Origin of the sequence: Micromonospora sp. DT31 (assembly GCF_049841795.1) — a bacterium.
Taxonomy (GTDB): Bacteria; Actinomycetota; Actinomycetes; order Mycobacteriales; family Micromonosporaceae; genus Micromonospora.
Genome location: NZ_JBNCKZ010000002.1, coordinates 178,446 through 199,906, shown reverse-complemented (window position 1 = coordinate 199,906; position 21,461 = coordinate 178,446). Strand labels below are relative to the sequence as shown.

General features: G+C 72.9%; 22 protein-coding genes. 14 read left to right on the top strand and 8 right to left on the bottom strand.

What is annotated here, in order from left to right; all coding sequences use genetic code 11:
- Positions 1–5: 5 nt before the first annotated feature.
- Together ACLQ2X_RS04865 and ACLQ2X_RS04860 are read right to left on the bottom strand one after the other, a co-directional pair.
- Positions 6–422 (bottom strand): VOC family protein, encoded by a 417-nt coding sequence (locus tag ACLQ2X_RS04865; protein WP_425679717.1) that lies wholly within the window; start codon positions 420–422, stop codon positions 6–8.
- Positions 398–970, bottom strand: a complete 573-nt coding sequence (locus ACLQ2X_RS04860; RefSeq protein ID WP_425679716.1) for a cob(I)yrinic acid a,c-diamide adenosyltransferase — start codon at positions 968–970, stop codon at positions 398–400. Before ACLQ2X_RS04860 ends, ACLQ2X_RS04865 begins: the two co-directional genes overlap by 25 nt.
- Here ACLQ2X_RS04860 and murA point away from each other — a divergent pair.
- Entirely contained in the window at positions 969–2,396 is a 1,428-nt protein-coding gene (murA, locus tag ACLQ2X_RS04855) for a UDP-N-acetylglucosamine 1-carboxyvinyltransferase (RefSeq protein WP_425679715.1), read from the top strand. The two genes, ACLQ2X_RS04860 and murA, sit on opposite strands and share 2 nt — an antisense overlap.
- 69 nt (positions 2,397–2,465) lie before the next feature.
- Positions 2,466–3,314, top strand: coding sequence for a 3-hydroxyacyl-CoA dehydrogenase family protein (locus tag ACLQ2X_RS04850; RefSeq protein WP_425679714.1), 849 nt, complete (start codon positions 2,466–2,468; stop codon positions 3,312–3,314).
- A gap of 41 nt (positions 3,315–3,355) precedes the next feature.
- On the opposite strand, the gene ACLQ2X_RS04845 is transcribed toward ACLQ2X_RS04850, so the two are convergent.
- Genes ACLQ2X_RS04845 through ACLQ2X_RS04835 form a run of 3 tightly spaced genes read right to left on the bottom strand, consistent with a single transcriptional unit; the run spans position 3,356 to position 5,915 of the window.
- The gene (locus ACLQ2X_RS04845) at positions 3,356–4,165 is read right to left on the bottom strand and encodes an alpha/beta hydrolase (RefSeq protein WP_425679713.1); all 810 of its coding nucleotides are present in this window, start codon (positions 4,163–4,165) and stop codon (positions 3,356–3,358) included.
- A 59-nt stretch (positions 4,166–4,224) separates the two neighbouring features.
- Positions 4,225–5,070: an ABC transporter permease gene (locus ACLQ2X_RS04840; protein ID WP_425679712.1), complete on the bottom strand. Its 846-nt coding sequence runs from the start codon at positions 5,068–5,070 to the stop codon at positions 4,225–4,227.
- A complete protein-coding gene (locus ACLQ2X_RS04835) occupies positions 5,067–5,915 on the bottom strand; it encodes an ABC transporter ATP-binding protein (RefSeq protein WP_425679711.1) in 849 nt (282 codons plus the stop codon). Before ACLQ2X_RS04835 ends, ACLQ2X_RS04840 begins: the two co-directional genes overlap by 4 nt.
- A gap of 86 nt (positions 5,916–6,001) precedes the next feature.
- On the opposite strand from ACLQ2X_RS04835, the gene ACLQ2X_RS04830 reads away from it, so the two are divergent.
- The 4 genes from ACLQ2X_RS04830 to ACLQ2X_RS04815 all read left to right on the top strand — a co-directional run bounded on the left by ACLQ2X_RS04830 (position 6,002) and on the right by ACLQ2X_RS04815 (position 11,456).
- On the top strand, positions 6,002–6,526 hold the full coding sequence (locus ACLQ2X_RS04830) for a PadR family transcriptional regulator (protein ID WP_425679710.1): 525 nt from the start codon (positions 6,002–6,004) through the stop codon (positions 6,524–6,526).
- Positions 6,523–7,203 (top strand): ABC transporter ATP-binding protein, encoded by a 681-nt coding sequence (locus ACLQ2X_RS04825; protein ID WP_425679709.1) that lies wholly within the window; start codon positions 6,523–6,525, stop codon positions 7,201–7,203. The genes ACLQ2X_RS04830 and ACLQ2X_RS04825 overlap by 4 nt, the downstream gene beginning before the upstream one ends.
- Positions 7,200–9,353 carry an FtsX-like permease family protein gene (locus tag ACLQ2X_RS04820; protein ID WP_425679708.1) on the top strand — a complete coding sequence of 718 codons (2,154 nt, stop codon included), beginning with the start codon at positions 7,200–7,202 and terminating at the stop codon, positions 9,351–9,353. The genes ACLQ2X_RS04825 and ACLQ2X_RS04820 overlap by 4 nt, the downstream gene beginning before the upstream one ends.
- A 99-nt stretch (positions 9,354–9,452) precedes the next feature.
- The gene (locus tag ACLQ2X_RS04815; RefSeq protein ID WP_425679707.1) at positions 9,453–11,456 is read left to right on the top strand and encodes a methylmalonyl-CoA mutase family protein; all 2,004 of its coding nucleotides are present in this window, start codon (positions 9,453–9,455) and stop codon (positions 11,454–11,456) included.
- A gap of 100 nt (positions 11,457–11,556) precedes the next feature.
- Here ACLQ2X_RS04815 and ACLQ2X_RS04810 read toward each other — a convergent pair whose 3' ends face one another.
- Together ACLQ2X_RS04810 and ACLQ2X_RS04805 are read right to left on the bottom strand one after the other, a co-directional pair.
- Positions 11,557–11,853 (bottom strand): DUF1540 domain-containing protein, encoded by a 297-nt coding sequence (locus tag ACLQ2X_RS04810; RefSeq protein ID WP_302905148.1) that lies wholly within the window; start codon positions 11,851–11,853, stop codon positions 11,557–11,559.
- Between the two features lie 60 nt (positions 11,854–11,913).
- Positions 11,914–12,531, bottom strand: a complete 618-nt coding sequence (locus ACLQ2X_RS04805) for a DUF4126 domain-containing protein (protein ID WP_425680011.1) — start codon at positions 12,529–12,531, stop codon at positions 11,914–11,916.
- A gap of 71 nt (positions 12,532–12,602) precedes the next feature.
- On the opposite strand from ACLQ2X_RS04805, the gene nucS reads away from it, so the two are divergent.
- Positions 12,603–13,262 (top strand): endonuclease NucS, encoded by a 660-nt coding sequence (gene nucS, locus ACLQ2X_RS04800; RefSeq protein ID WP_425679706.1) that lies wholly within the window; start codon positions 12,603–12,605, stop codon positions 13,260–13,262.
- Between the two features lie 12 nt (positions 13,263–13,274).
- On the opposite strand, the gene ACLQ2X_RS04795 is transcribed toward nucS, so the two are convergent.
- On the bottom strand, positions 13,275–14,777 hold the full coding sequence (locus ACLQ2X_RS04795; RefSeq protein WP_425679705.1) for an aldehyde dehydrogenase family protein: 1,503 nt from the start codon (positions 14,775–14,777) through the stop codon (positions 13,275–13,277).
- A gap of 216 nt (positions 14,778–14,993) precedes the next feature.
- Here ACLQ2X_RS04795 and ACLQ2X_RS04790 point away from each other — a divergent pair, with 216 nt between their 5' ends.
- The 7 genes from ACLQ2X_RS04790 (at position 14,994) to ACLQ2X_RS04760 (ending at position 21,458) form a co-directional block, all read left to right on the top strand.
- Positions 14,994–15,464 (top strand): FHA domain-containing protein, encoded by a 471-nt coding sequence (locus ACLQ2X_RS04790; protein ID WP_425679704.1) that lies wholly within the window; start codon positions 14,994–14,996, stop codon positions 15,462–15,464.
- Positions 15,465–15,550: 86 nt separating this feature from the next.
- Entirely contained in the window at positions 15,551–16,609 is a 1,059-nt protein-coding gene (locus ACLQ2X_RS04785; RefSeq protein ID WP_425679703.1) for an alpha/beta fold hydrolase, read from the top strand.
- A 123-nt stretch (positions 16,610–16,732) separates the two neighbouring features.
- Positions 16,733–18,523, top strand: a complete 1,791-nt coding sequence (locus tag ACLQ2X_RS04780; RefSeq protein ID WP_425679702.1) for a 3-hydroxyacyl-CoA dehydrogenase family protein — start codon at positions 16,733–16,735, stop codon at positions 18,521–18,523.
- A gap of 41 nt (positions 18,524–18,564) precedes the next feature.
- Positions 18,565–19,059 (top strand): SigE family RNA polymerase sigma factor, encoded by a 495-nt coding sequence (locus ACLQ2X_RS04775; RefSeq protein WP_425679701.1) that lies wholly within the window; start codon positions 18,565–18,567, stop codon positions 19,057–19,059.
- The gene (locus ACLQ2X_RS04770; protein WP_425679700.1) at positions 19,056–20,135 is read left to right on the top strand and encodes a hypothetical protein; all 1,080 of its coding nucleotides are present in this window, start codon (positions 19,056–19,058) and stop codon (positions 20,133–20,135) included. The genes ACLQ2X_RS04775 and ACLQ2X_RS04770 overlap by 4 nt, the downstream gene beginning before the upstream one ends.
- A 119-nt stretch (positions 20,136–20,254) precedes the next feature.
- A complete protein-coding gene (locus ACLQ2X_RS04765; protein ID WP_425679699.1) occupies positions 20,255–20,581 on the top strand; it encodes a hypothetical protein in 327 nt (108 codons plus the stop codon).
- A 67-nt stretch (positions 20,582–20,648) separates the two neighbouring features.
- Positions 20,649–21,458: an alpha/beta hydrolase gene (locus ACLQ2X_RS04760; RefSeq protein WP_425679698.1), complete on the top strand. Its 810-nt coding sequence runs from the start codon at positions 20,649–20,651 to the stop codon at positions 21,456–21,458.
- Positions 21,459–21,461 lie beyond the last annotated feature (3 nt).

The window sequence follows — 21,461 nt, the reverse complement described above, 5'->3', positions numbered from 1 at the left end:
GGCCTTCACGCGTCCGCGACCAGCTCGACCTCGTACCCCTGCCCGTCGGTGAGGTAGGCGGCGTAGCTGTCCGGGCCGCCGGCGTGCGGGTGTCGGTCCGGGAACAGCAGCGTCCAGCCGTACTCGGAGGCGGCGGTGACCAGTCGCTCGACGGCGGCCGGTGGGCCGGCGTGGAAGGCCAGGTGGTTCAGGCCGGGCGCGCGCCTGTCGTGGGCACGGCCGGTGAGCGCGGATGACTCCTCCAGCACGATGTACGTCGCGCCGCGCCGCCAGGACCGGCCGGCGGGCCAGTCCTGGTAGAGCGTCCAGCCCAGCTCGCCGAGAAGCCAGCCCCAGGAACGACTGGCCGCCGCCAGGTCGGGTACCCACACCTCCACGTGGTGGAGGCCACCGACGGTCAGCGCTTCCCGCCCGGCACCCATAGCACGTCCCCGCCGGGATTTGCCGTTCTTGCCAGGATGAAGAGCAGGTCGGAGAGCCGGTTGAGATACTTTGCCGGGAGGGGACTGGTCCGTTCGGAATCGTGCGCGACCAGCGCCCACGCCGCGCGCTCGGCTCGCCGGGCGGTCGTCCGTGCCACGTGCAGCAGCGCCGCACCCGCGGTGCCGCCGGGGAGGATGAAGGAGTCGAGCTTGCTCAGGCGCGCGTTGAACTCGTCGCACCAGCCCTCGAGGCGCTCGACGTACTCCTCGGTGACCCGCAGCGGCGGATACTCCGGGTCCGGCTCCACCGGTGTGGCCAGGTCCGCGCCGACGTCGAACATGTCGTTCTGCACGGCTTCCAGCACTGCCCGCAGCTCGTCCGACAGATCACCGAGGGCGAGCGCCACCCCGATCGAGGCGTTGCACTCGTCCACGTCCGCGTACGCGGCGATGCGTGGATCGGTCTTCGGCACCTGCTCGTTGTTGCTCAGCCTGGTCATGCCGGCGTCGCCGGCCTTGGTGTAGATGCGCGTGAGGTGGACGGCCATGACGCACAGCCTACGGATACCGGACCTGACCATCCCGGCGCGGCCGGACCGGTCGACGGCGGGGCCGGCCGACGTCGGCGATCCGGCGCTCGGCGACCTCGACGTCATCCGGGTGCGGGGGGACGCCCGGCTCGCCGGCACCGTGCACGTGGTGGGCGCGAAGAACTCCGCGCTGAAGCTGATGGCCGCCGCGCTGCTCGCGCCCGGGCGCAGCCTGATCACCAACGTGCCCCGGATCACCGATATCGCGATCATGGGGGAGGTGTTGCGCCGGCTCGGCTGCGAGGTCAGCTTCGCCCCGGACGACCCGATCGATCCGATGGCGGCGCACGGCGGCCGGGAGCGGTCCCGGTCGGTGCTCATCGACGTGCCGGAGCGACCCGGCGCGGAGGCCGACTACGACCTGGTCCGGCGGCTGCGGGCGTCGATCTGCGTGCTCGGTCCGCTGCTGGCCCGCCGGGGGTACGTCCGGGTGGCCCATCCGGGCGGCGACGCCATCGGCTCACGCGGGCTGGACATGCACATCGCCGGGCTGGCCCGGATGGGCGCGGAGATCTCCGGTGAGCACGGTTTCGTCATCGCCGAGGCGCCGGACGGGCTGCGCGGCGCGGACATCGTGCTCGACTTCCCGAGCGTGGGCGCGACCGAGAACCTGGTGATGGCGGCGGTGCTGGCCCGGGGTGCCACCACGATCGACAACGCGGCCCGGGAGCCGGAGATCGTCGACATCTGCACCATGCTGAGCCGGATGGGGGCGCGGATCTCCGGCGCCGGCACGTCGACGCTGCACATCGTCGGCGTACCCGAACTGCATCCGGTCCGGCACGCCACGGTGGGAGACCGGATCGTTGCCGGCACCTGGGCGTTCGGCGCGGCGATGACCCGGGGTGACGTGACGGTGACCGGCGTCGACCCGGCCTACCTGGAGGTGGCGCTGGACAAGCTTGTCGCGGCCGGTGGTCTGGTCGAGACCCGCGACGACGCCTTCCGGGTACGGCTGGACGACCGGCCGAGGGCCGTCGACGTGGTCACGTTGCCGTTCCCGGGTTTCGCCACCGACCTGCTGCCGATGGCGATCGGGTTGGCGGCGGTCAGCGAGGGCGGTTCGCTGATCACCGAGAACATCTTCGACGGCCGGTTCATGTTCGCCAACGAGATGATGCGGCTCGGCGCGGAGATCCGTACCGACGGCCACCACGCCCTGGTGTGCGGTCGGGAGCGCCTGTCCGGTGCCCCGGTACGCGCCACCGACATCCGGGCCGGCGCCGGCCTGATCATCGCCGGGCTCTGCGCGGACGGGCTCACCGAGGTCTCCCACGTGCACCACGTGGACCGGGGCTACCCGGACTTCGTGGCGGACCTGCGCGCGCTCGGCGTCGAGGTGGAGCGCGGCACCGCGCCGGAGGAACCGGACCTGGCCATCTGACGACCGGGCCTTATCCGCCGTTAAGTAGGGTTCTTCCCGACAGTCGATAACACGGCGAGGGAGAAGTAGATGGCGGGTCGACTCGCGGTCGTCGGTGCCGGGCTGATGGGCTCGGGCATCGCCCAGGTGGCGGCTCAGGCGGGCTGGCAGGTGACGCTGCGCGACGTCGACGACGCGGCCACGAAGCGCGGCGTCGACGGCATCCGGAAGTCGCTGGAGAAGTTCGCCGAGAAGGGCCGGATCGAGGCGTCCGACGTCGAGGCGACGCTGGGCCGGATCACCCCGACCACCGAGCTTGAAGCCGCCGCCGACGCGGACATCGTGGTCGAGGCGGTCTTCGAGAAGATCGAGATCAAGCACGAGGTGTTCCGTGCGCTGGACCGGATCTGTCGGGCGGACGCGGTGCTGGCCACCAACACGTCGGCCATCCCGGTGACCCAGATCGCCACCGCCACCGAGCGTCCCGAATCGGTGGTCGGCACCCACTTCTTCTCGCCGGTGCCGATGATGAAGCTGTGCGAGCTGGTCCGCGGCTACAAGACCAGCGACGCGACCATGGACACCGCACGGTCGTTCGCCGAGGAGATCGGCAAGACCGTGGTGGTGGTCAACCGGGACATCGCCGGTTTCGTCACCACCCGGCTGATCTCCGCGCTGGCGATGGAGGCGATCAAGCTGGTCGAGTCCGGCGTGATCTCCGCCGAGGACCTGGACACCGCCTGCAAGCTGGGCTTCGGGCACGCCATGGGCCCGCTGGCCACGGTCGACCTGACCGGCGTGGATGTGCTGCTCAACGCCACCCGCAACATCTACACCGACACCGCCGACGAGAAGTTCTTCCCGCCGGAGCTGCTCCAGCGCATGGCCACCGCCGGCGACCTGGGCCGCAAGACCGGGCAGGGTTTCTACTCGTACTGACCGGCACGTCCCGCCCCCGGCCCGCGCGGCCGGGGGCGGTGTCATGTCCGGGGCGGGCTGAGTGCGCCGCCGAGCAGCGCGAACGCGTCGGGGATGACGGTGCCCCAGTAGCCGAAGTTGTGCCGCCCGTCGGCCCAGGCCGCGCGGACCGGCTCCTCGGGCAGCGCCCGGGCCAGCGCGCGGACGTCGGGGAGGACGTTGTCCTGCCGGCCGCACCACAGCCCGACGGGGGTGCCGCGCAGCTTCTCGGCGCCGGCGAAGACCGCGTCGCCGGGGCGCACCGCCGGGGAGAAGGCCGCCGCCATCCGCAACCAGCGCGGGTACGCCTGCGCGAGCAGCAACGCGCCGAAGCCCCCCATGGACCAGCCCCACACGGCCACCCGGCTGCTGTCGAATCCGCGCCGGGCGCACCAGATGGGCACCTCCTCGCGCACCATCCGCTGTGGGTCGTCGTCGCCGGAGGCGCGCCAGGACAGCCGCCCGCCGGCGGCGCCGGCGAGGGCGAACGGCGGGGCGCCCCGGCGTACCGCGTCGGTGAGGAAGCGGGCCAGCCCGAACCGGCCGAAGTCGCGCGGGGTGGCCGAGGCGCCGTGCAGGACCAGGCAGACGGGCAGGCCGCGGCCGTCGCCGTACCCGTCGGGCACGGCCGTCCAGAAGTCCACCTCGCGGCCACGGGCGGCGGACGCGATGCGGATCAGCCGCTCTTCGCCGGCCGGGGCGTCCGGCAGGGTGGGTCCGGTGCCCGGTCTCGGGTCGGACAGTTGCCGGGCGGCCAGGCCGCCGACCAGGCCGGCCCCGGCGAGGCCGCCGGCGGCGGTGAGCACCGTCCGCCGGCTCATCGTGCGTCCCATGCCGGCGAGTGTGCCATCTGGTACGCGCCGGGGGCGCGCGCGACGGCGTGACCAGGTGGTCAGCCGTCGCGCTTGGTGGTCCAGCGGAAGGTCGTCATGCACAGGACCAGGCCGAGGACGCACCAGGCGCCCAGCACCAGCGCGACGGTGCCCAGCTCGAACGAGCCGCCGGGCTCCCGGGCGCCGAAGCTGTCCGGCAGGAAGACCGACCGCAGCCCCTGGCACATCCACTTGAGCGGGAAGATCGCCGCGACCTGCTGCATCCAGGTGGGCAGGCTGGTGAAGACGAAGAACACGCCGGAGATGAACTGGAGCACCAGCGCGACCGGGGTGACCACGGCCGACCCGCTGCGGGCGGTGCGGGCCAGCGACGAGATGGCGATGCCGCAGAGCGTGCAGGCGGTGACGCCGAGGACGGCGACCCAGCCGAACGTCAGCCACTTGGCGGCGGTCTGCGGCAGTTGCAGGTCGAACATCGCCACCGAGACGGCGAGCAGCAGCGCGGTCTCGGCGATGCCGATGACCACCACCATGATCACCTTGCCGGCGAACCAGACCCACTTCGGCATCGGCGTGCCCCGGTAGCGCTTGAGCACGCCCCGGTCCCGCTCGATCGGGATCCAGATGCCGAGGTTCTGGAAGCTCACCGTCATCAGGCCGGTGGCGATCATGCCGGTGATGAAGTACTGCGTGTAGCTGACGCCCGGGGCGATCTCGTCGCTGAAGATCGCCGCGAAGATCAGGATCATGATGATCGGGAAGCCCATCGTGAACACGACGGACTCCCGGCTGCGCAGGAACTGGGTGATCTCCAGCCGACCCTGGCGCAGCGCCAGCGTGCCCGCGCCGGGCCGTCGCCCCGCGGTGGGGGCGACCGGGGCGGTAGGCGTCGTCGTGGTGGTCATGAGTGTCCGATCATCCGCAGGTAGACGTCTTCCAGGGTCGGCCGGGTCACGGTCAGGCCGGGCACCTCGCCGCCGAAACGCGCGGCCAGGTCGGCCACCAGCGCCGTCGGCGTGGCGGTCTGCGCCGACCACGGCCGCCCGTCCGGGGTACGGCAGGAGACGGTCGCCAGCGCCTCCTGCCGGCGGCCCAACTCGTGGGGCGGGGCGACCTCGACCACCCGGCCGGCGGCGATCACACCCACCCGGTCGGCGAGCGACTCGGCCTCGTCCAGGTAGTGGGTGGTGAGCACGATTGTGGTGCCGGCGGCGGAGAGGTCCCGGATCAGCTCCCAGAACTCCCGCCGGGCCTCCGGGTCGAAGCCGGTGGTCGGCTCGTCGAGGAAGAGCAGTTCGGGGCGGCCGATGATGCCCAGCGCCACGTCGAGGCGGCGCTTCTGCCCGCCGGAGAGCGTGTGCGTGCGCGCCTTGGCCTTGGCGCCCAGCCCGACCCGCTCGACGACCTTGTCCGGGTCGTCGGCGCCGGGGTAGAAGCCGGAGAAGTGCCGGACCACCTCGGCGACGGTCAGTTCGTCGAACTCGCCGGTGCCCTGGAGCACGATGCCGACGCGGGAGCGCCAGCCGGCGTCGGGGCGGGCCGGGTCGACGCCGAGCACCCGTACCTCACCGGCGTCGCGGTGCCGGTAGCCCTCCAGGATCTCCACGGTGGTCGTCTTGCCGGCCCCGTTCGGACCCAGTAGGGCGAACACCTCGCCCCGGTGGACGTCCAGGTCCACGCCGGCGACCGCGACGTTGTCGCCGTACGCCTTGCGCAGGCCCCGCACGGAGATCGCGAGCTCGTTTTCCATGCCGTCAAGTGTGCGTCGTGCGGTCGCCCGTTCCGCTGTCGGGTCATCTATATACGCGAGGTATGCACTCGGTGTAGTGTCTGGTCATGACGGTTCCCCTGACCCTGCTGGGGCTGCTCGAACGTGAGCCGAGCCACGGCTACGACCTGAAGCGCGAATACGACACCTTCTTCGGGCGCGGCAAGCCGCTGCCGTACGGGCAGGTCTATTCGACGCTGAGCCGGCTGGCCCGCGACGGCAAGGTGATGGTCAGCGACGTCGCGCCCGGCGCCGGGCCGGACCGCAAGCGCTACGTCATCACCGACCTGGGTGCCACCGAGGTGAACCACTGGTTGACCGAGCCGGTCGAACCGGAACCGCACCTGCAGACCGTGCTGTTCGCCAAGGTCGTGCTCGCGCTGATGCTGGAGCGCCCCGCCGAGGACTATCTGGACACCCAGCGCGCCGCCCACCTGCGCCGGATGCGCGAGCTCACCGAGGTCAAACGCAAGGGCGGACTCGTCGACGTGATGCTCGCCGACCACGGCCTCTACCACCTGGAGGCGGATCTGCGGTGGATCGAGACGACCGGCGCCCGACTGGACGCCCTGCGAAAGGCGGTAAGGCCATGACCGTGACGATCGAGGCCCGGGACGTCGTCCTCGCGTTCGGTGGGACACCCGCCCTGCGTGGCGCGAGCCTGGCCGTGGCGGCCGGTGAGGTCGTCGCCGTCATGGGGCCGAGCGGCTCCGGCAAGTCGACGTTGCTGCACTGCCTGGCCGGGATCCTGCGCCCCGACTCCGGCGAGGTCCGGTTCGACGGGACGCGGATCGACACGCTCGGCGAGGCCGACCGCAGCGCGCTGCGCCGCGACCGCTTCGGCTTCGTCTTCCAGTTCGGCCAGCTGGTGCCGGAACTCACCGCGGCCGAGAACGTGGCGTTGCCGCTGCTGCTGCGCGGCGTCCGCCGCACCCCGGCGCTGCGTGCCGCGCACGGCTGGTTCGAGCGGCTCGGCCTGGCCGGCCTGGAGCACCGCCGCTCCGGCGAACTGTCCGGCGGGCAGGCCCAGCGGGTCGCGCTGGCCCGCGGCCTGGTCGCCGAGCCGCGGGTGCTGTTCGCCGACGAGCCCACCGGCGCGCTCGACTCGCTCACCGGCGAGGAGGTGATGACGCTGCTGGTGGACGCCGCCCGCGAGAAGGGCACCACGGTCGTCCTGGTCACGCACGAGGCGCGCATCGCCGCGTACGCCGACCGGGAGGTCATGGTGCGCGACGGTCGGGTCAACGCCCCCGCCGGGGTCGTCTCGTGATCCGGCTCGCGCTGCGCCTGGCCGTCGCCGGCGGCCGGGAGGCGCTGGTCCGGCTGCTCGCCATCGCCGCCGCCGTCGCGGTCGGCACCGGGCTGCTGCTCACCACCGTCGCCGGCGTGCACGCCACAAACGCCCAACTCGGCCGGTACGCCTCGCTGTACCCGCAGGAGACGGCGGACGGCTCGGCTGATCCGCTGCTGTGGTCGACCCGGTTCGACTACTTCCGCGGCACCCAGATCGCCCGCGTCGACGTGGCCGCGACCGGGCCGACCGCGCCCACCCCGGTCGGTGTTCCCCGCACCCCCGGTCCCGGCGAGTACTACGCCTCCCCGGCACTGCGGACGTTGCTGGCCACCACCCCGGCCGACCAGCTCGCCGACCGCTATCCCGGCCGTGACCTCGGCACGGTCGGGCCGGCGGCGCTCACCTCGCCGGACACCCTGCTCATCCTGGTCGGCGGGACCCCGGAACAGGTCGGGGCACTGGAGCGGGTCCGCGAGATCACCCGGGTCGACGACAACCGGGCCCCGCTGCCGGGAACGGTGATCGCCCTCCTCCTCGCCGTGGTGACCGGCGGGCTGCTCTTCCCGGTGCTCATCCTCATCGGCACCGCGACCCGCCTCGGCGCCGCCCGCCGGGAGCAACGCTTCGCCGCGATGCGCCTGGTCGGGGCCACGCCGCGACAGATCTCGGTGGTCGCTGCCGTGGAGGCCGCGCTCGCGGCGGCGGCCGGCGCGGCGGGCGGCTTCGTCCTGTTCCTCGCGTTCCGCCGGCAGCTCGCCGGGTTCCCGCTCACCGGCATGCCGTACTTCCCCGACGACCTGTCCCTCGGCGTGCCGGACGTCCTGCTGGTGGCGCTCGGCGTGCCGGCGGGTGCGGCGGTCGCGGCCTGGGTCGCGTTGCGCCGGGTGCGGATCTCGCCGCTCGGCGTGACGCGGCGGGTGACGCCGCGTCCGCCGCGGGCGTACCGGTTGATTCCGCTCGTGCTCGGTCTCGCCGTGCTGGGCTTCGCCCTGCTCTACCGGCCCGGCACCGCGGACGGTCAGACCGCGCTCTTCCTGCCCGCCCTGTTGCTGGTCATGACCGGCCTGATCACGGGCGGGCCGTGGCTGACCATGGTCGGCGCCCGGGCGATGGCCGCCCGCGCCAGCCGACCGGCCGCGCTGATCGCCGCGCGCCGCCTCGCCGACAACCCGGCCGCCGGGTTCCGGGCCGTCAGCGGGGTGATGCTCGCGCTCTTCGTCACGACCGTGGCCGTCGGCGTCATGGGGACGATCGCGCACGAGCGCGGACCGGCGCCCCGGGGTTCGCTGGAGGCCGGTCGGCTGTCCCTCTCGTCGGCGGGCGACTCGCCGGTGCCCGGTTCGCTGCTGACCGACCTGGCCGCGGTGCCCGGCGTCCGCGACCCGGTGATCGTCCGGCAGAACCCGGTGCGCGGCGGCGGCCACGAGTCCGGCGTGATCGCCTGCGCGGACATCCCACCGGCCTACGGACGGTGCGCCGACGGGGCGACCGTCGCCGAGGTGGCGCAGGGTCTGATTCCCTGGCGGGAGTCCGCCTCCGCGGCCCGGATCTGGCCCGCGTCGACCGTCGACCCGGCCGTGCTCCCGCGGCTGCCGGTGGATTCCGTGGCGGTGGACGCGGCCGACCCGGCGGCGGTCGAGCGGGCCCGGACGGTCATCGAGGCCGCGTTTCCCGCCTTCGTCGTGGCCCCGAACGTGCCCGGTGACTTCGAGGCCGACTTCGCGGACACCATGCGCGGCTGGCAGCGGCTGGCCGACGTGGTCGTGGTGGCCGGCCTCGCGCTCGCCGGGTGCAGCCTGGCCGTCGGCGTCGCGGCCGGGCTCAGCGAACGGAAACGGCCGTTCAGCCTGCTCCGGCTCAGCGGTGCGCCGGTGCGGCTGCTGCGCCGGGTGGTGGCTCTGGAGAGCGCGGTCCCGCTGCTGACCGTCGCGGTGGTCGCGGTCGGGATGGGCCTGGTCGCCGCCCATCTGTTCCTTCGCGCGCAGATGGACTACGACCTGCGAACACCGGGGATCGGGTTCGCGGCCGTGGTGGCGGTCGGGCTGCTGGGCAGCCTCGCCGTCATCGCCGCCACCCTGCCGCTGCTGGAACGGATCACCGGACCGGAGACCGCCCGCAGCGAGTGACCCGTACGGTGGGCCGGTGGCGCGCCGGCCCACCGACGCGGTGTGGGTTGTGTGGTTTTCCACACTCTCTTTTACTGGGCGGTAACTTAAACTCCGGCCATGGATGACGCGATGCCGGGACGGCTGCCCGAGCGGGACCGCCCGTGGGTGATGCGCACGTACGCCGGGCACTCCTCCGCCGCGGCCACCAACGCGCTCTTCCGACGCAACCTGGCGAAGGGGCAGACCGGGCTGTCGGTCGCCTTCGACCTGCCCACCCAGACCGGGTACGACCCGGACCACGAACTGGCCTCCGGTGAGGTGGGCCGGGTCGGCGTGCCGGTGGCGCACCTCGGCGACATGCGGGCGCTGTTCGACGGCATCCCGCTGGCCGAGATGAACACCTCGATGACCATCAACGCGCCGGCGATGTGGCTGCTGGGCCTCTACGGCACGGTCGCCGCCGAGCAGGGCGCCGAGCTGAGCCGCTGCGCCGGCACCACCCAGAACGACATCATCAAGGAGTACCTGTCCCGGGGCACGTACATCTTCCCGCCGGCCGCCTCGCTGCGGCTGACCGCGGACATCATCGCCTACACGCTGCGCGAGATGCCCCGGTGGAACCCGGTGAACATCTGCTCGTACCACCTGCAGGAGGCCGGCGCGACACCGGTGCAGGAGGTGGGCTTCGCGCTCGCCACCGCGGTCGCCGTGCTGGACACGGTGCGCGACTCCGGCCAGGTGCCGGCCGAGCGGATGGGCGACGTGGTCCAGCGGGTCTCCTTCTTCGTCAACGCCGGCGTGCGTTTCGTCGAGGAGATCGCCAAGATGCGCGCTTTCGGCGCGCTCTGGGACGAGATCACCCGCGACCGCTACGGCGTGACCGAGGCGAAGCAACGCCGGTTCCGCTACGGCGTCCAGGTCAACTCGCTGGGCCTGACCGAGGCGCAGCCGGAGAACAACATCCAGCGCATCGTGCTGGAGATGCTCGGCGTCACGATGTCCCGCGACGCCCGCGCCCGCGCCGTGCAGCTGCCCGCCTGGAACGAGGCGCTGGGCCTGCCCCGCCCGTGGGACCAACAGTGGTCGCTGCGCATGCAGCAGGTGCTCGCGTACGAGTCGGACCTGCTGGAATACCCCGACCTGTTCGCCGGCTCGCACGTGATGACCGCGCTCGTCGACGAGATCGTCACCGGCGCCCGGGTGGAGCTGGACAAGGTGCTGGAGATGGGCGGCGTGGTCGCCGCCGTGGAGTCCGGATACCTCAAGAGCGCGCTCGTCGCCTCGCTCGCCGACCGGCGTCGGCGGATGGAGTCCGGCGCCGACGTGGTGGTCGGCGTCAACCGGTTCACCGAGACCGAGGCGTCCCCGCTGACCGCGGCCGACGCCGAGAACATCGAACAGGTGGACCCGGCCGTCGAGGCGGCGGCCACCGACGGCGTGACCCGGTGGCGGGCCGACCGGGACGCGGCCGCCGTGGACGCCGCGCTGGACCGGTTGCGCGCGGACGCCGCGACCACGACGAACCTGATGCCGGCGACGCTGGCCTGCGTGCGGGCCGGGGTGACCACCGGCGAGTGGGCGGGCGCGCTGCGCCAGGTGTACGGCGAGTACCGGGCGCCGACCGGACTGGCCGGGGCGGCCGGGGCCGGCGGCGACGCGGGCCTGGCCGCGGTCCGCGAGCGGGTCACCGCGACCGCCCGGGAGCTGGGCAGTGGCCGGCTGCGGCTGTTGGTCGGCAAGCCGGGGCTCGACGGGCACTCCAACGGCGCCGAGCAGATCGCGGTACGCGCCCGCGACGCCGGGTTCGAGGTGGTCTACCAGGGCATCCGGCTGACCGCCGGGCAGATCGTGGCGGCGGCCGTGGAGGAGGACGTCGACCTGGTCGGCCTGTCCGTGCTCTCTGGTTCGCACCTGGCCGCCGTGCCGGCGGTGCTGGACGGGTTGCGCGCGGCCGGGCGGGGTGACCTGCCGGTGGTGGTGGGCGGGATCATCCCGGCCGCCGACGCCGCCGCGCTGCGGGCCGCCGGGGTGGCGCGGGTGTTCACGCCGAAGGACTTCGCCCTCACCGGCATCATCGACGACCTGGTCACCGTCGTCCGCGAGGCCAACGACCTGAGGTGAAAGGAAGGGGCCCCTCTTAACGCCTGCGGTAGAGCAGGGGCCCCTTCTTAACAACGGCGCGGAGGCGGCGGCGCCCCGCCGAGGCGGTTGCGTGGGTGAGTCAGCGGCTCTCGTAGGTCATGCAGTCGGCCATGTCCATGTCCGGGCCGACGGTGATCGCCGGGGCGTGGCACTCCAGGTCGGAGTTGTGCCGGCAGTCGGCGCGCGAGCAGGCGCCGACCTGGGCGACCAGCTGGTCGAGGCCGCCGCGCACCGGCATCTCCACGAACGTGTGGCAGTGGGCGTGGTCGCTGCTGCCGATCGTGATGGCGAACGCGTGGCAGTCGTTCGTGTGGTTGTAGGCGCAGGACCGGACGGCGCACTCCTGGACCCGGGGCATTTCCAACGACGCGGTCATCTTCCCGTACCTCCTTGGGTGTCTTGCCCCAATTTTAGAGGGTTCCGGAGCCGGGGCGGGTCAGACGCGGAAGCCGGCCTCCCGGGCGGCGGCGCGTTCCCGGCGTCGACTTCGGCGGCGGCGTACCAGCCAGGGCACGAAGAACACCAGGGCGAGCAGGAACACCAGCACCAGCACCGGCAGCAGGATCGCCACCACCGACATGACCACACTCGTCGCGTCCTCGGCGGTGCTGGCCACCGGGGCGCCGAAGCCGGCCGTGGCCGCGTTGATCACCGGCCGGGTGGCGGCCTTGAGCAGGTGCACGCCCAGCGCGATGACCACGCCGACCACCACCGGCACCCACTGGTGGGAGGAGAAGAACGAATCCGGGTCGCTGACCGTGACCGTCTCCGAACCGGAGCCCGCGCCGAACGCGAGGCCGCCGGCGGTGGGTCGGACCACCGTCTGCACCACGTCGTTGACGTGGTCGAGCACCGGCACCTTGTCCGCCACCACCTCGACCGCCAGCAGCACGGCGAGGATCACCACCACCCAGCCGTTGCCGAGCCACTGCCAGCCGCTCGGCAGCTCGATCAGATCGGTGTAGCGGGCCAGCAGACCCATCAGCAGTAGGGGGATGTAGGCGTTCAGGCCGGCCGAGGCGGCCAGGCCGGTACCGGTGAGGACTTCGAGCACCATCTCAATATGGCACTGCCGCGCCAGTGGCGCTCGTCGGCGCCGGTGGGGGCCTCCGCTACCCTCGTCGGGTGCGGTTGGTGATTGCGAAGTGCTCGGTGGACTACGTCGGACGGCTCTCGGCACACCTGCCGCCGGCCACCCGGTTGCTCATGGTGAAAGCGGACGGCTCGGTGTCGATCCACGCGGACGACCGGGCCTACAAGCCGTTGAACTGGATGAGCCCGCCGTGCCGGCTGGAGGAGGCACCCGGGGTGTGGCGGGTGGTGAACAAGGCCGGCGAGGAGTTGCGCATCACACTGGAGGAGATCTTCCAGGACACCTCGTACGAACTGGGCGTCGACCCGGGCCTGCGCAAGGACGGCGTCGAGGCGCACCTGCAGGAGCTGCTCGCCGCGAACCCGCAGACGCTGGGGGAGGGCTTCACCCTGGTCCGGCGGGAGTACATGACCGCGATCGGGCCGGTCGACCTGCTGTGCCGCGACGCCAATGCCGGCGCGGTCGCCGTCGAGGTGAAGCGGCGCGGCGAGATCGACGGTGTGGAACAGCTCACCCGCTACCTGGAACTGATGAACCGCGACCCGCTGCTCGCGCCGGTGACCGGGGTGTTCGCCGCGCAGGAGATCAAGCCGCAGGCCCGGGTGCTCGCCACCGACCGGGGCATCCGCTGCGTCGTGGTCGACTACGACAAGCTGCGCGGCATCGAACGCGACGAGCTGACGCTGTTCTGACCGCCGGCCGGCTCAGCGTCCCCGGCCGTAGATCAGCTTGGCGACCTTGACCAGCCGGGCCACGTCGGCGGGGGTGCGGTTGAAGGTCATCGACGGCAGCAGCGAACGCGCCCGCCGGCGGGTGACCGACTTGGCGTGGGTGAACTCGCGCAGCCCGTCCTCGCCGTGGATGCGGCCGAAGCCCGACTCGCCGGTGCCGCCGAACGGCAGCGTCGACATGCCGGCGAAGGTCAGCGCCGAGTTGACCGAGGCCATGCCGGAGCGCAGCCGCCGTGCGACGGCCACCGCCCGCGCCCGGCCGAACACCGAGCCCCCGAGGCCGTACGGCAACGCGTTGGCGCGCTCGACGGCCTCGTCGACGTCGCGTACCCGGTTGACGACCAGCGTCGGGCCGAACGTCTCCTCCTGAACGGCGGCCGAGTCCTCCGGCACGTCGACGAGCACGGTCGGGTGCACGTACGGCGGCTGGACCGCCTCCGGGCCACCGAGCACCGCCCGGCCGCCGCGGGCGATCGCGTCGTCGATGTGTCGGCGGATGACCTCGATCTGCGACGGCATGGTGATCGGTCCGAGGTCGGCCCCGTCGGCGCCGACGGTCAACCGCCCGGCCTGTGTCACCAGCTTGTCGACGAACGTGTCGAAGACCTGGTCGACCGCGTAGACCCGCTCGATGCCGATGCAGGTCTGGCCGGCGTTGGTGAGCCCGCCCCAGAGACATGCGTCGACCGCCGCGTCCAGGTCGGCGTCGGAGTCGACGATCATCGCGTCCTTGCCGCCGGCCTCCAGCAGCACCGGGGTGAGCGTCTCGGCGCAGGCTGCCATCACCCGGCGGGCGGTGGCGGTCGAGCCGGTGAAGGCGACCTTGCCGACCCCGGAGCGGCACAACGCGGCGCCGACCGCGCCGAACCCGTGCACCACCTGGAACACCGGCTGCTCGGGCACCACCTCGGCGAACCGGTCGACGAGCCACTGACCGGCCGCCGGGGTGTACTCGCTGGGCTTGAGCACCACCGTGTTGCCGGCGGCCAGCGCGTACGCGGCGGAGCCGATCGGGGTGAAGACCGGGTAGTTCCACGGGCCGATCACGCCGACCACGCCGTAGGGCTGGTATTCCAGGTGGCCGGTGAACTCGGCCAGGATCAGCCGGGAGCGGACCCGCCGGGGGCCGAGCACCCGGCGGGCGTTGCGGGCGGCCCAGTCGATGTGCTCCAGCGCGGTGAGGATCTCCACCACGGCGTCGCCGACCGGCTTGCCACCCTCGACGTGCACCAGGTCAGCCAGTTCCTCGATCCGCCGGGCGATCACCCGGCGCCAGCGTTGGAGCCGGTCCTGCCGGCCGGCGAAGCCGAGCCCGGCCCACCAGTCCGACGCGGCACGGGCCCGGTCGACGGCGGCGTGCACGTCAGCCTCGGCCGCCAGCGGGAACCGCCCGGCCTCCGCGCCGGTGGCCGGGCTGGTCGACACCAGTTGACCATCGGAGATGAGCGGGGCTCCCGGCACATGCACAGCGGTCATGGCCGAAGTCTAGACCTGAGAATTACTCGCCGGTAGGCGTGGACGGCCCGTACGCTGCCCGGACGAACAGGCGTCGCATCGATGACGATGCCGACCGAAACGGCGAACGGGAGATGGCCGGCCGGGGTGGTCGGGGTGACCGTGCGGTGGTGGGAGCCACCCCGTTGAGGTGACAGGCTGACGCCGCAGGCGATGTGGGGTGGAGGTCGACTGTCCATGAAGGAGCATCCGGAGCTGATGCCGTTGCTGACGGTGTCCGGCGGGGCGATGCGTGGGCTCAGCTTCCGGGTCGGCCGGGGCACGCAGGTGATCGGCCGGGCGCCGACCGCCGACATCGTGCTCGCCGATCCGCACCTGAGCCGCCGCCACGCCACCGTCCAGGCCACCCCCGCGGGGGTCGTGCTGACCGACCTCGGGTCGACCAACGGCACCTGGCTCAACGACACCCGGATCGCCGGCAGCGTGCCGATCTCCGACGGGGACGTGGTCCGCCTGGGCCGCACCGACCTGCGCCTCTACGACCCGGGTGTGGCCCGGACCGACCCGGTCGGGATGAGCTTCGGGGCCCTCCGCCGCGACCAGCGGCCCACCCTGCCGCTGCCCGTCCCGGCGCCCCGGCAGCCGATCGAGGCCCGCGAGGCGCAGCCGGTCGACGCCCGCGAGGCGCAGCCGGTCGACGCCCGCTGAACCCGAGCCTGTCGCCACCTCCCCGACGTCGGCTGTGGATGCCGGCCACATGGACTCCGCCACGGCGTTCGTGCCAGCATGCGCGGATGCGTAGCGCGCGGCACACGGTCCAGGCCCACGGCATCAACCAGGCGGTACGGGTGGCCGGCCCGCCGGACGGCGTGCCGGTGCTGCTGGTGCACGGCAACGTCTCCTCGTCGGCGTTCTGGGAGCCGCTGCTGTCCCGGCTGCCCGGGACGCTCCGGGTCGTCGCGCCCGACCTGCGCGGCTACGGCGAGACGGACACCGCCCCGGTCGACGCCACCCGAGGGCTCGCCGACTTCGCCGACGACGTGGCCGCCCTGCTGGAAGCCCCCGGCCTGTTCGCCCCGCACGCCCGGCCGGTGGTGGTCGGGCACTCCCTGGGCGGCGGGGTGGCGATGCGGTTGCTCGTCGACCACCCGGACCGGGTGGCCGGGCTGCTGCTGGAGGCGCCTGTCTCCCCGTACGGCTTCGGTGGCACCGGGGACCTCGACGGCACGCCGACCACCCCCGACCTCGCCGGCACCGGGGCCGGCGGCGCGAACCCCGGGTTCGTGGCCCGGCTGGCCGCCGGTGACCGGAGCGCGGACGGCCCGACCAGCCCGCGCAGCGTGCTGCGCACCGCGTACGTGGCCGACCCGGCGTCGCTCGGCGACGACGAGGACCTGCTGCTGGACAGCATGGTGACCACCGCCGTCGGGTCCGACAACTACCCGGGCGACGCGGCCACCTCGCCGCACTGGCCGGGGACCGCCGCCGGAGCGCGCGGCGTGCTCAACGCGCTGGCCCGCTTCCGGGTCGCCGACGAGCTGGTCGCCGTCGGGGTCAAGCCGCCGGTGACCTGGGTACGCGGTGACGCCGACGTGATCGTCTCGGACACCTCGCTGTTCGACCTGGCGTACCTCGGTCAGCTCGGCGTGGTGCCCGGCTGGCCGGGCACCCCGCAGTGCCCGCCGCAGCCGATGATCGGCCAGACCCGCGCGGTGCTCGACCGGTACGCGGCGGCCGGCGGGGCCTACCGGGAGGTGGTGCTGCCCGGCTGCGGGCACAGCCCGCACCTGGAACGGCCGGCGGAGTTCGTCGCCGAGCTGCTGGCGCTCACCGGGGCGACCGTCACCGGGTGAGGCACGGTGCGTGAAATATCCCACCGCGTCTCGACAACACAGCGTCACGTGGCAGACTCCGGCGCATAACCTTAGCGGCCGTTCATGTCGCGGACGGCGGAGTCGAGCCAGGGGAGGCCGGTCGTGGCGCGGGAGTTCACCAAGGTAGGCGTGGTGGGTCTGGGCACCATGGGTGCCGGCATCGTGGAGGTGTTCGCCCGCAACGGCATCGACGTGACCGCGGTGGAGATCTCCGACGCCGCGCTGGAGCGGGGCCAGGTCACGCTCACCGGGTCCACCGACCGCGCGGTGGCCAAGGGCAAGCTCGCCGAGGCCGAGCGGGACGCCCTGCTCGCGCGGGTCGACTTCCGGGTCGGGCTGGACGCGCTGCGGGACGTCGACCTGGTGATCGAGGCGGTGCCCGAGCACCTGGACCTCAAGCAGCGGATCTTCGCCGAGCTGGACCGGGTGTGCAAGCCCGAGACCATCCTGGCCACCAACACGTCCTCGCTGAGCGTCACCGAGATCTCCGTGGCCACCAGCCGGCCGAACCAGGTCATCGGCATCCACTTCTTCAACCCGGCCCCGGTGATGAAGCTGGTCGAGGTGGTCCGCACCGTGGTCACCTCCGCCGACGTGGTGGCCGACGTGGAGGCGCTCTGCGCGCGGCTGGGCAAGGTCGACGTGACCATCAGCGACCGGGCCGGGTTCATCGCCAACGCGCTGCTCTTCGGCTACCTGAACCACGCCGTCGGCATGTTCGAGGCGCGCTACGCCACCCGCGAGGACATCGACGCCGCCATGAAGCTCGGCTGCGGCCTGCCGATGGGCCCGCTGGCACTGATGGACCTGATCGGCCTGGACACCGCGTACGAGATCCTCGACACCATGTACCGGCGCGGCGGACGGGACCGCCGGCACGCCCCGGCCCCGCTGCTCAAGCAGATGGTCACCGCGGGGCTGCTCGGTCGCAAGTCCGGTCGCGGCTTCTACACCTACGAGCGGCCCGGCTCGCCGAAGGTCGTACCCGACGCGCACACGCCGCCGGCCGGGGACGCCGCGCTCGCCGACGGCGCCCGGACGATCGCCAAGGTCGGCGTGGTCGGCTCCGGCACCATGGCCACCGGCATCATCGAGGTCTTCGCCAAGGCCGGGTACGAGATCATCTCGGTGACCCGGGGCGCGGAGAAGTCCGCGAAGGTCTGCGAGGCGGTCAAGACGTCGCTGAACAAGGGCGTGGTGCGGGGCAAGCTCAGCGAGACCGACCGGGAGGCCGCGCTGGGCCGGATCACCTGGTCGGCGACGCTTGAGCACCTGGCCGACGTCGACCTGGTGGTCGAGGCGGTGATCGAGGAGCTGAGCGTCAAGAAGGCCCTGTTCGCCAGCCTCGACGAGATCTGCAAGCCGGACGTCGTGCTCGCCACCACCACCTCGTCGCTGCCGGTGATCGACGTGGCGATGGCCACCCAGCGCCCGGCCGACGTGGTCGGCCTGCACTTCTTCAACCCGGCGCCGATCATGCCGCTGGTGGAGATCGTGCAGACCATCCGTACCTCGGCCGAGACGTCGGCCACCGCCCGGGCGGTCTGCGCCACGCTGGGCAAGACCGGCGTGGTCTGCGGCGACCGGTCCGGCTTCATCGTCAACGCGCTGCTCTTCCCCTATTTGAACGACGCGGTGAAGATGCTGGAGGCCAGCTACTCGACCGCCGACGACATCGACTACGCGATGAAGCTCGGCTGCGGTTACCCGATGGGTCCGTTCGAGTTGCTCGACGTGGTCGGCCTGGACGTGTCGCTGGCCATCCAGCGGGAGCTGTACCTGGAGCTGCGCGAGCCCGGCTTCGCCCCGGCGCCGCTGCTGGAGCACCTGGTCACCGCCGGCTACCTGGGTCGCAAGACCGGCCGCGGGTTCCGCGACCACACCCGGCGCTGACCGCTGTCAACAGCCGGGCCCGGTGACGGCGTCTTCAGGGTGTGACCTTCGAGGAGTACGTCGGCAGCCGCGGCCCGGCCCTGTTGCGCCTGGCCCGGCTGCTGACCGGCGACGCGCACCGCGCCGAGGACCTGACCCAGGACGTGCTGGCGCGCGCGTACGTGCACTGGCGGAAGATCGCCCGGGTCGACCGCCCCGACGTGTACGTGCGCCGGATGCTCGTCAACGCGAACACGTCCTGGTGGCGGCGGCGGTCCAGCCGTGAGCTGACGGTGGACACGTTCGCCGACCGGCCCGAACGCGGCGACCTGAGCGGCGAGGCGGCCGACCGGGACGCGATGTGGGGGCTGATCCGCGCTCTCCCGGACCGCCAGCGTGCCGTGCTGGTGCTGCGCTACTACGAGGATCTGGACGACGCCACGATCGCCCAGATCCTCGACTGCTCCCCGGTCACCGTCCGCACCCACGCGATGCGGGCGCTCGCCCACCTCCGGGAACGCTGCGGCGTCCCGACGACCAAGGGGAGCCGGCTGTGACCGACCTCAACGAACGGATCGCCTCGACGCTGCGGGAGCAGGCCGAGGGGGAGATGGACACCGGACGTCTGCTGCGCGGCTCCCGCGCACTCGGCCGGCGCCGGCGGGCACGCCGCCGGGTGACCGCCGGCACCGCGCTCGCCCTGGTCGGCGTGCTCGGTTTCACCGGCGCGACACGCGCGGACATGGGCGGGCTCGCCGAGCGGATGCCCTGGACGGCGGCGACGCCGACGGCCGCCGCGCCGGTGCCGCCGAGGGCCGACGGGGTACCGGGGGCACGCGACCGCCCCGACCTGGTCGGCACCGACGGGCAGGTGCTGCACCTGAGCCTGGACGACAGCCAGGCCCGCTATCTGGGCTGGTCCGTCCACGCCTCCGGCCCGATCGAGTCCATCCGGTTCAGCATCGACGGCGGACACACGATCGTGCTTGAGGTGAGCCCGGACGCGAAGGCCATCAACGGCACCCCCCCGATCGAGGGCTTCCCGGCGCAGGCCGTCACCGGCCCGCCGACCTTCGACGGTGCCGTACTGCGCGTCGCCGGCACGGATGGCCTGGTCAAGTCGTGGCAGCCCGTCCCCGGTCTCTACGCCCGGGCGGCCGTGCTCGGTGGCGACGTGTCCGTCCTGGACCGCGCCGCCGGGCTGGTGCGCTGGGACGAAGCCCGGCGGTGCACCGGGCCGGTGCGATTGACCACGTTGCCGGCGAACGCGACGGTGACGGCATGCTCGGTGGATGCGGCCGCCTTCCCGAAGGGCGTCATAGCTCAGTTCACCGTCTCCCGGGCGCCGTCCTCGACCATGTGGATGCGGCTGGTCTACGGGGCGGAAATGGCACCGGGCGCGGATCGGAACAGCAACCGCGACCTGCGTGGCCGCCCGGGCTTCCTCTACCCGGACGGCACCCGGCTGGAACTGCTCGGCCTGCCCATGGGGCGGGTGACTGTCGACTTCGCCTGGCCCTTCCCGGGCGACCGACCCGCGGGCCAGGTGGACTTCACCGAGGCCGAGGCGACGACCGTGCTCGCCGGCGCGCAGGTGGCGAAAGACCTCACCCGCCCAGACACCTGGCGCTGACCGACCCGCCCCGAACGAGATCTTGGTACGGAACGGCCCTTCGAGGGGCGCATCCGTACCAAGATCTCGTGGGTTCGGGGCATCGGCGGTGGGGTGGGGAGGGGCCGTAGGGTGGGACTGTGAGTCCCCGTCGCAACCGTCCCCGCCGGGACGAGATCGCCGCAGTGGACGGCGAGCGCGCCCGGCACGGCGTGTCGACCGTGCAGCAGTGGCGCGACGGCGACTGGCAGATACGCGCGATCAGCGGTGGGGCGTCCGCCAAGACGTACCGCTGTCCCGGCTGTGACCAGGAGATCCGGCCGGGCGTGGCGCACCTGGTCGCCTGGCCGGCCGACGACCGGGGTGACCTGACCGACCGCCGGCACTGGCACAGCGGCTGCTGGCGGGCGCGCGACCGGCGCGGACCGAACCTCCAGCGGGGCCGGGGCGCGCCCCGCTACGGCTGAGCGATCTGGATCACCCGGTTGCCGTCCCGGCGGGCGGCCGGGCCGCCGACACGGGAGACTGGCAGGCGTGAGCACTCCGATTCGCGCGTCGTCGATCCTGCCCGGCCGCCGGGAGGACATCGAGCTGCACACCGCCGACGGGTTGACGCTCGTCGGCGAACTGGCCCGGCCGCTGGAGCACGAACCGGTCGCCACCCTGGTCTGCCTGCACCCGCTGCCCACCCACGGCGGGATGATGGACAGCCACGTGTTCCGCAAGGCGGCCTGGCGGCTGCCCGCGCTCGCCGACCTGGCGGTGCTGCGGTTCAACACCCGGGGCACCAGCAGCGTCCGGGGGACCAGCGGGGGCACGTTCGACGGCGCCGTCGGTGAGCGGTTCGACGTGGCCGCCGCCATCGAGTACGCCGAGTTCCACGAACTGCCGAACGTCTGGCTGGTCGGGTGGTCGTTCGGCACCGACCTGGCACTCAAGTATGGCTGCGACCCGGCGGTGTCCGGCGCGATCCTGCTCTCCCCGCCGCTGCGCTTCTCCGCCCCCGAGGACCTGACGGTCTGGGCCGACTCCGGCAAGCCGCTCACCGCCCTGGTGCCGGAGTTCGACGACTACCTGCGCCCCGAGGAGGCACGGCAGCGCTTCGCCGCCGTGCCGCAGGCCGAGGTGGTCGGCGTGGACGGCGCCAAGCACCTGTGGGTGGGCGACGCGGAGAAGGTGCTCGACGAGATCGTCCGGCGGGTCGCCCCGGCCGTGCCCCTGCCGCTGCCGACGACCTGGGACGGCCCGATGGAGACCGGCGACGTCAGCGCGTACGCCGACCGCACGGTGGCCGCGTTCGCCGACACCCCGGTCCCCGGCCCGGCCCAGCGGCGCGCCGAGTAGCCG

What these genes read in the sequence shown, in the direction of transcription:
- ACLQ2X_RS04865 (WP_425679717.1), bottom strand. Translation starts at nt 422, where the DNA reads ATGGGTGCCGGGCGGGAAGCGCTGACCGTCGGTGGCCTCCACCACGTG.
- murA (WP_425679715.1), top strand. Translation starts at nt 969, where the DNA reads ATGACGCACAGCCTACGGATACCGGACCTGACCATCCCGGCGCGGCCG.
- ACLQ2X_RS04860 (WP_425679716.1), bottom strand. Translation starts at nt 970, where the DNA reads ATGGCCGTCCACCTCACGCGCATCTACACCAAGGCCGGCGACGCCGGC.
- ACLQ2X_RS04850 (WP_425679714.1), top strand. Translation starts at nt 2,466, where the DNA reads ATGGCGGGTCGACTCGCGGTCGTCGGTGCCGGGCTGATGGGCTCGGGC.
- ACLQ2X_RS04845 (WP_425679713.1), bottom strand. Translation starts at nt 4,165, where the DNA reads ATGGGACGCACGATGAGCCGGCGGACGGTGCTCACCGCCGCCGGCGGC.
- ACLQ2X_RS04840 (WP_425679712.1), bottom strand. Translation starts at nt 5,070, where the DNA reads ATGACCACCACGACGACGCCTACCGCCCCGGTCGCCCCCACCGCGGGG.
- ACLQ2X_RS04835 (WP_425679711.1), bottom strand. Translation starts at nt 5,915, where the DNA reads ATGGAAAACGAGCTCGCGATCTCCGTGCGGGGCCTGCGCAAGGCGTAC.
- ACLQ2X_RS04830 (WP_425679710.1), top strand. Translation starts at nt 6,002, where the DNA reads ATGACGGTTCCCCTGACCCTGCTGGGGCTGCTCGAACGTGAGCCGAGC.
- ACLQ2X_RS04825 (WP_425679709.1), top strand. Translation starts at nt 6,523, where the DNA reads ATGACCGTGACGATCGAGGCCCGGGACGTCGTCCTCGCGTTCGGTGGG.
- ACLQ2X_RS04815 (WP_425679707.1), top strand. Translation starts at nt 9,453, where the DNA reads ATGGATGACGCGATGCCGGGACGGCTGCCCGAGCGGGACCGCCCGTGG.
- ACLQ2X_RS04810 (WP_302905148.1), bottom strand. Translation starts at nt 11,853, where the DNA reads ATGACCGCGTCGTTGGAAATGCCCCGGGTCCAGGAGTGCGCCGTCCGG.
- ACLQ2X_RS04795 (WP_425679705.1), bottom strand. Translation starts at nt 14,777, where the DNA reads ATGACCGCTGTGCATGTGCCGGGAGCCCCGCTCATCTCCGATGGTCAA.
- ACLQ2X_RS04790 (WP_425679704.1), top strand. Translation starts at nt 14,994, where the DNA reads ATGAAGGAGCATCCGGAGCTGATGCCGTTGCTGACGGTGTCCGGCGGG.
- ACLQ2X_RS04785 (WP_425679703.1), top strand. Translation starts at nt 15,551, where the DNA reads ATGCGTAGCGCGCGGCACACGGTCCAGGCCCACGGCATCAACCAGGCG.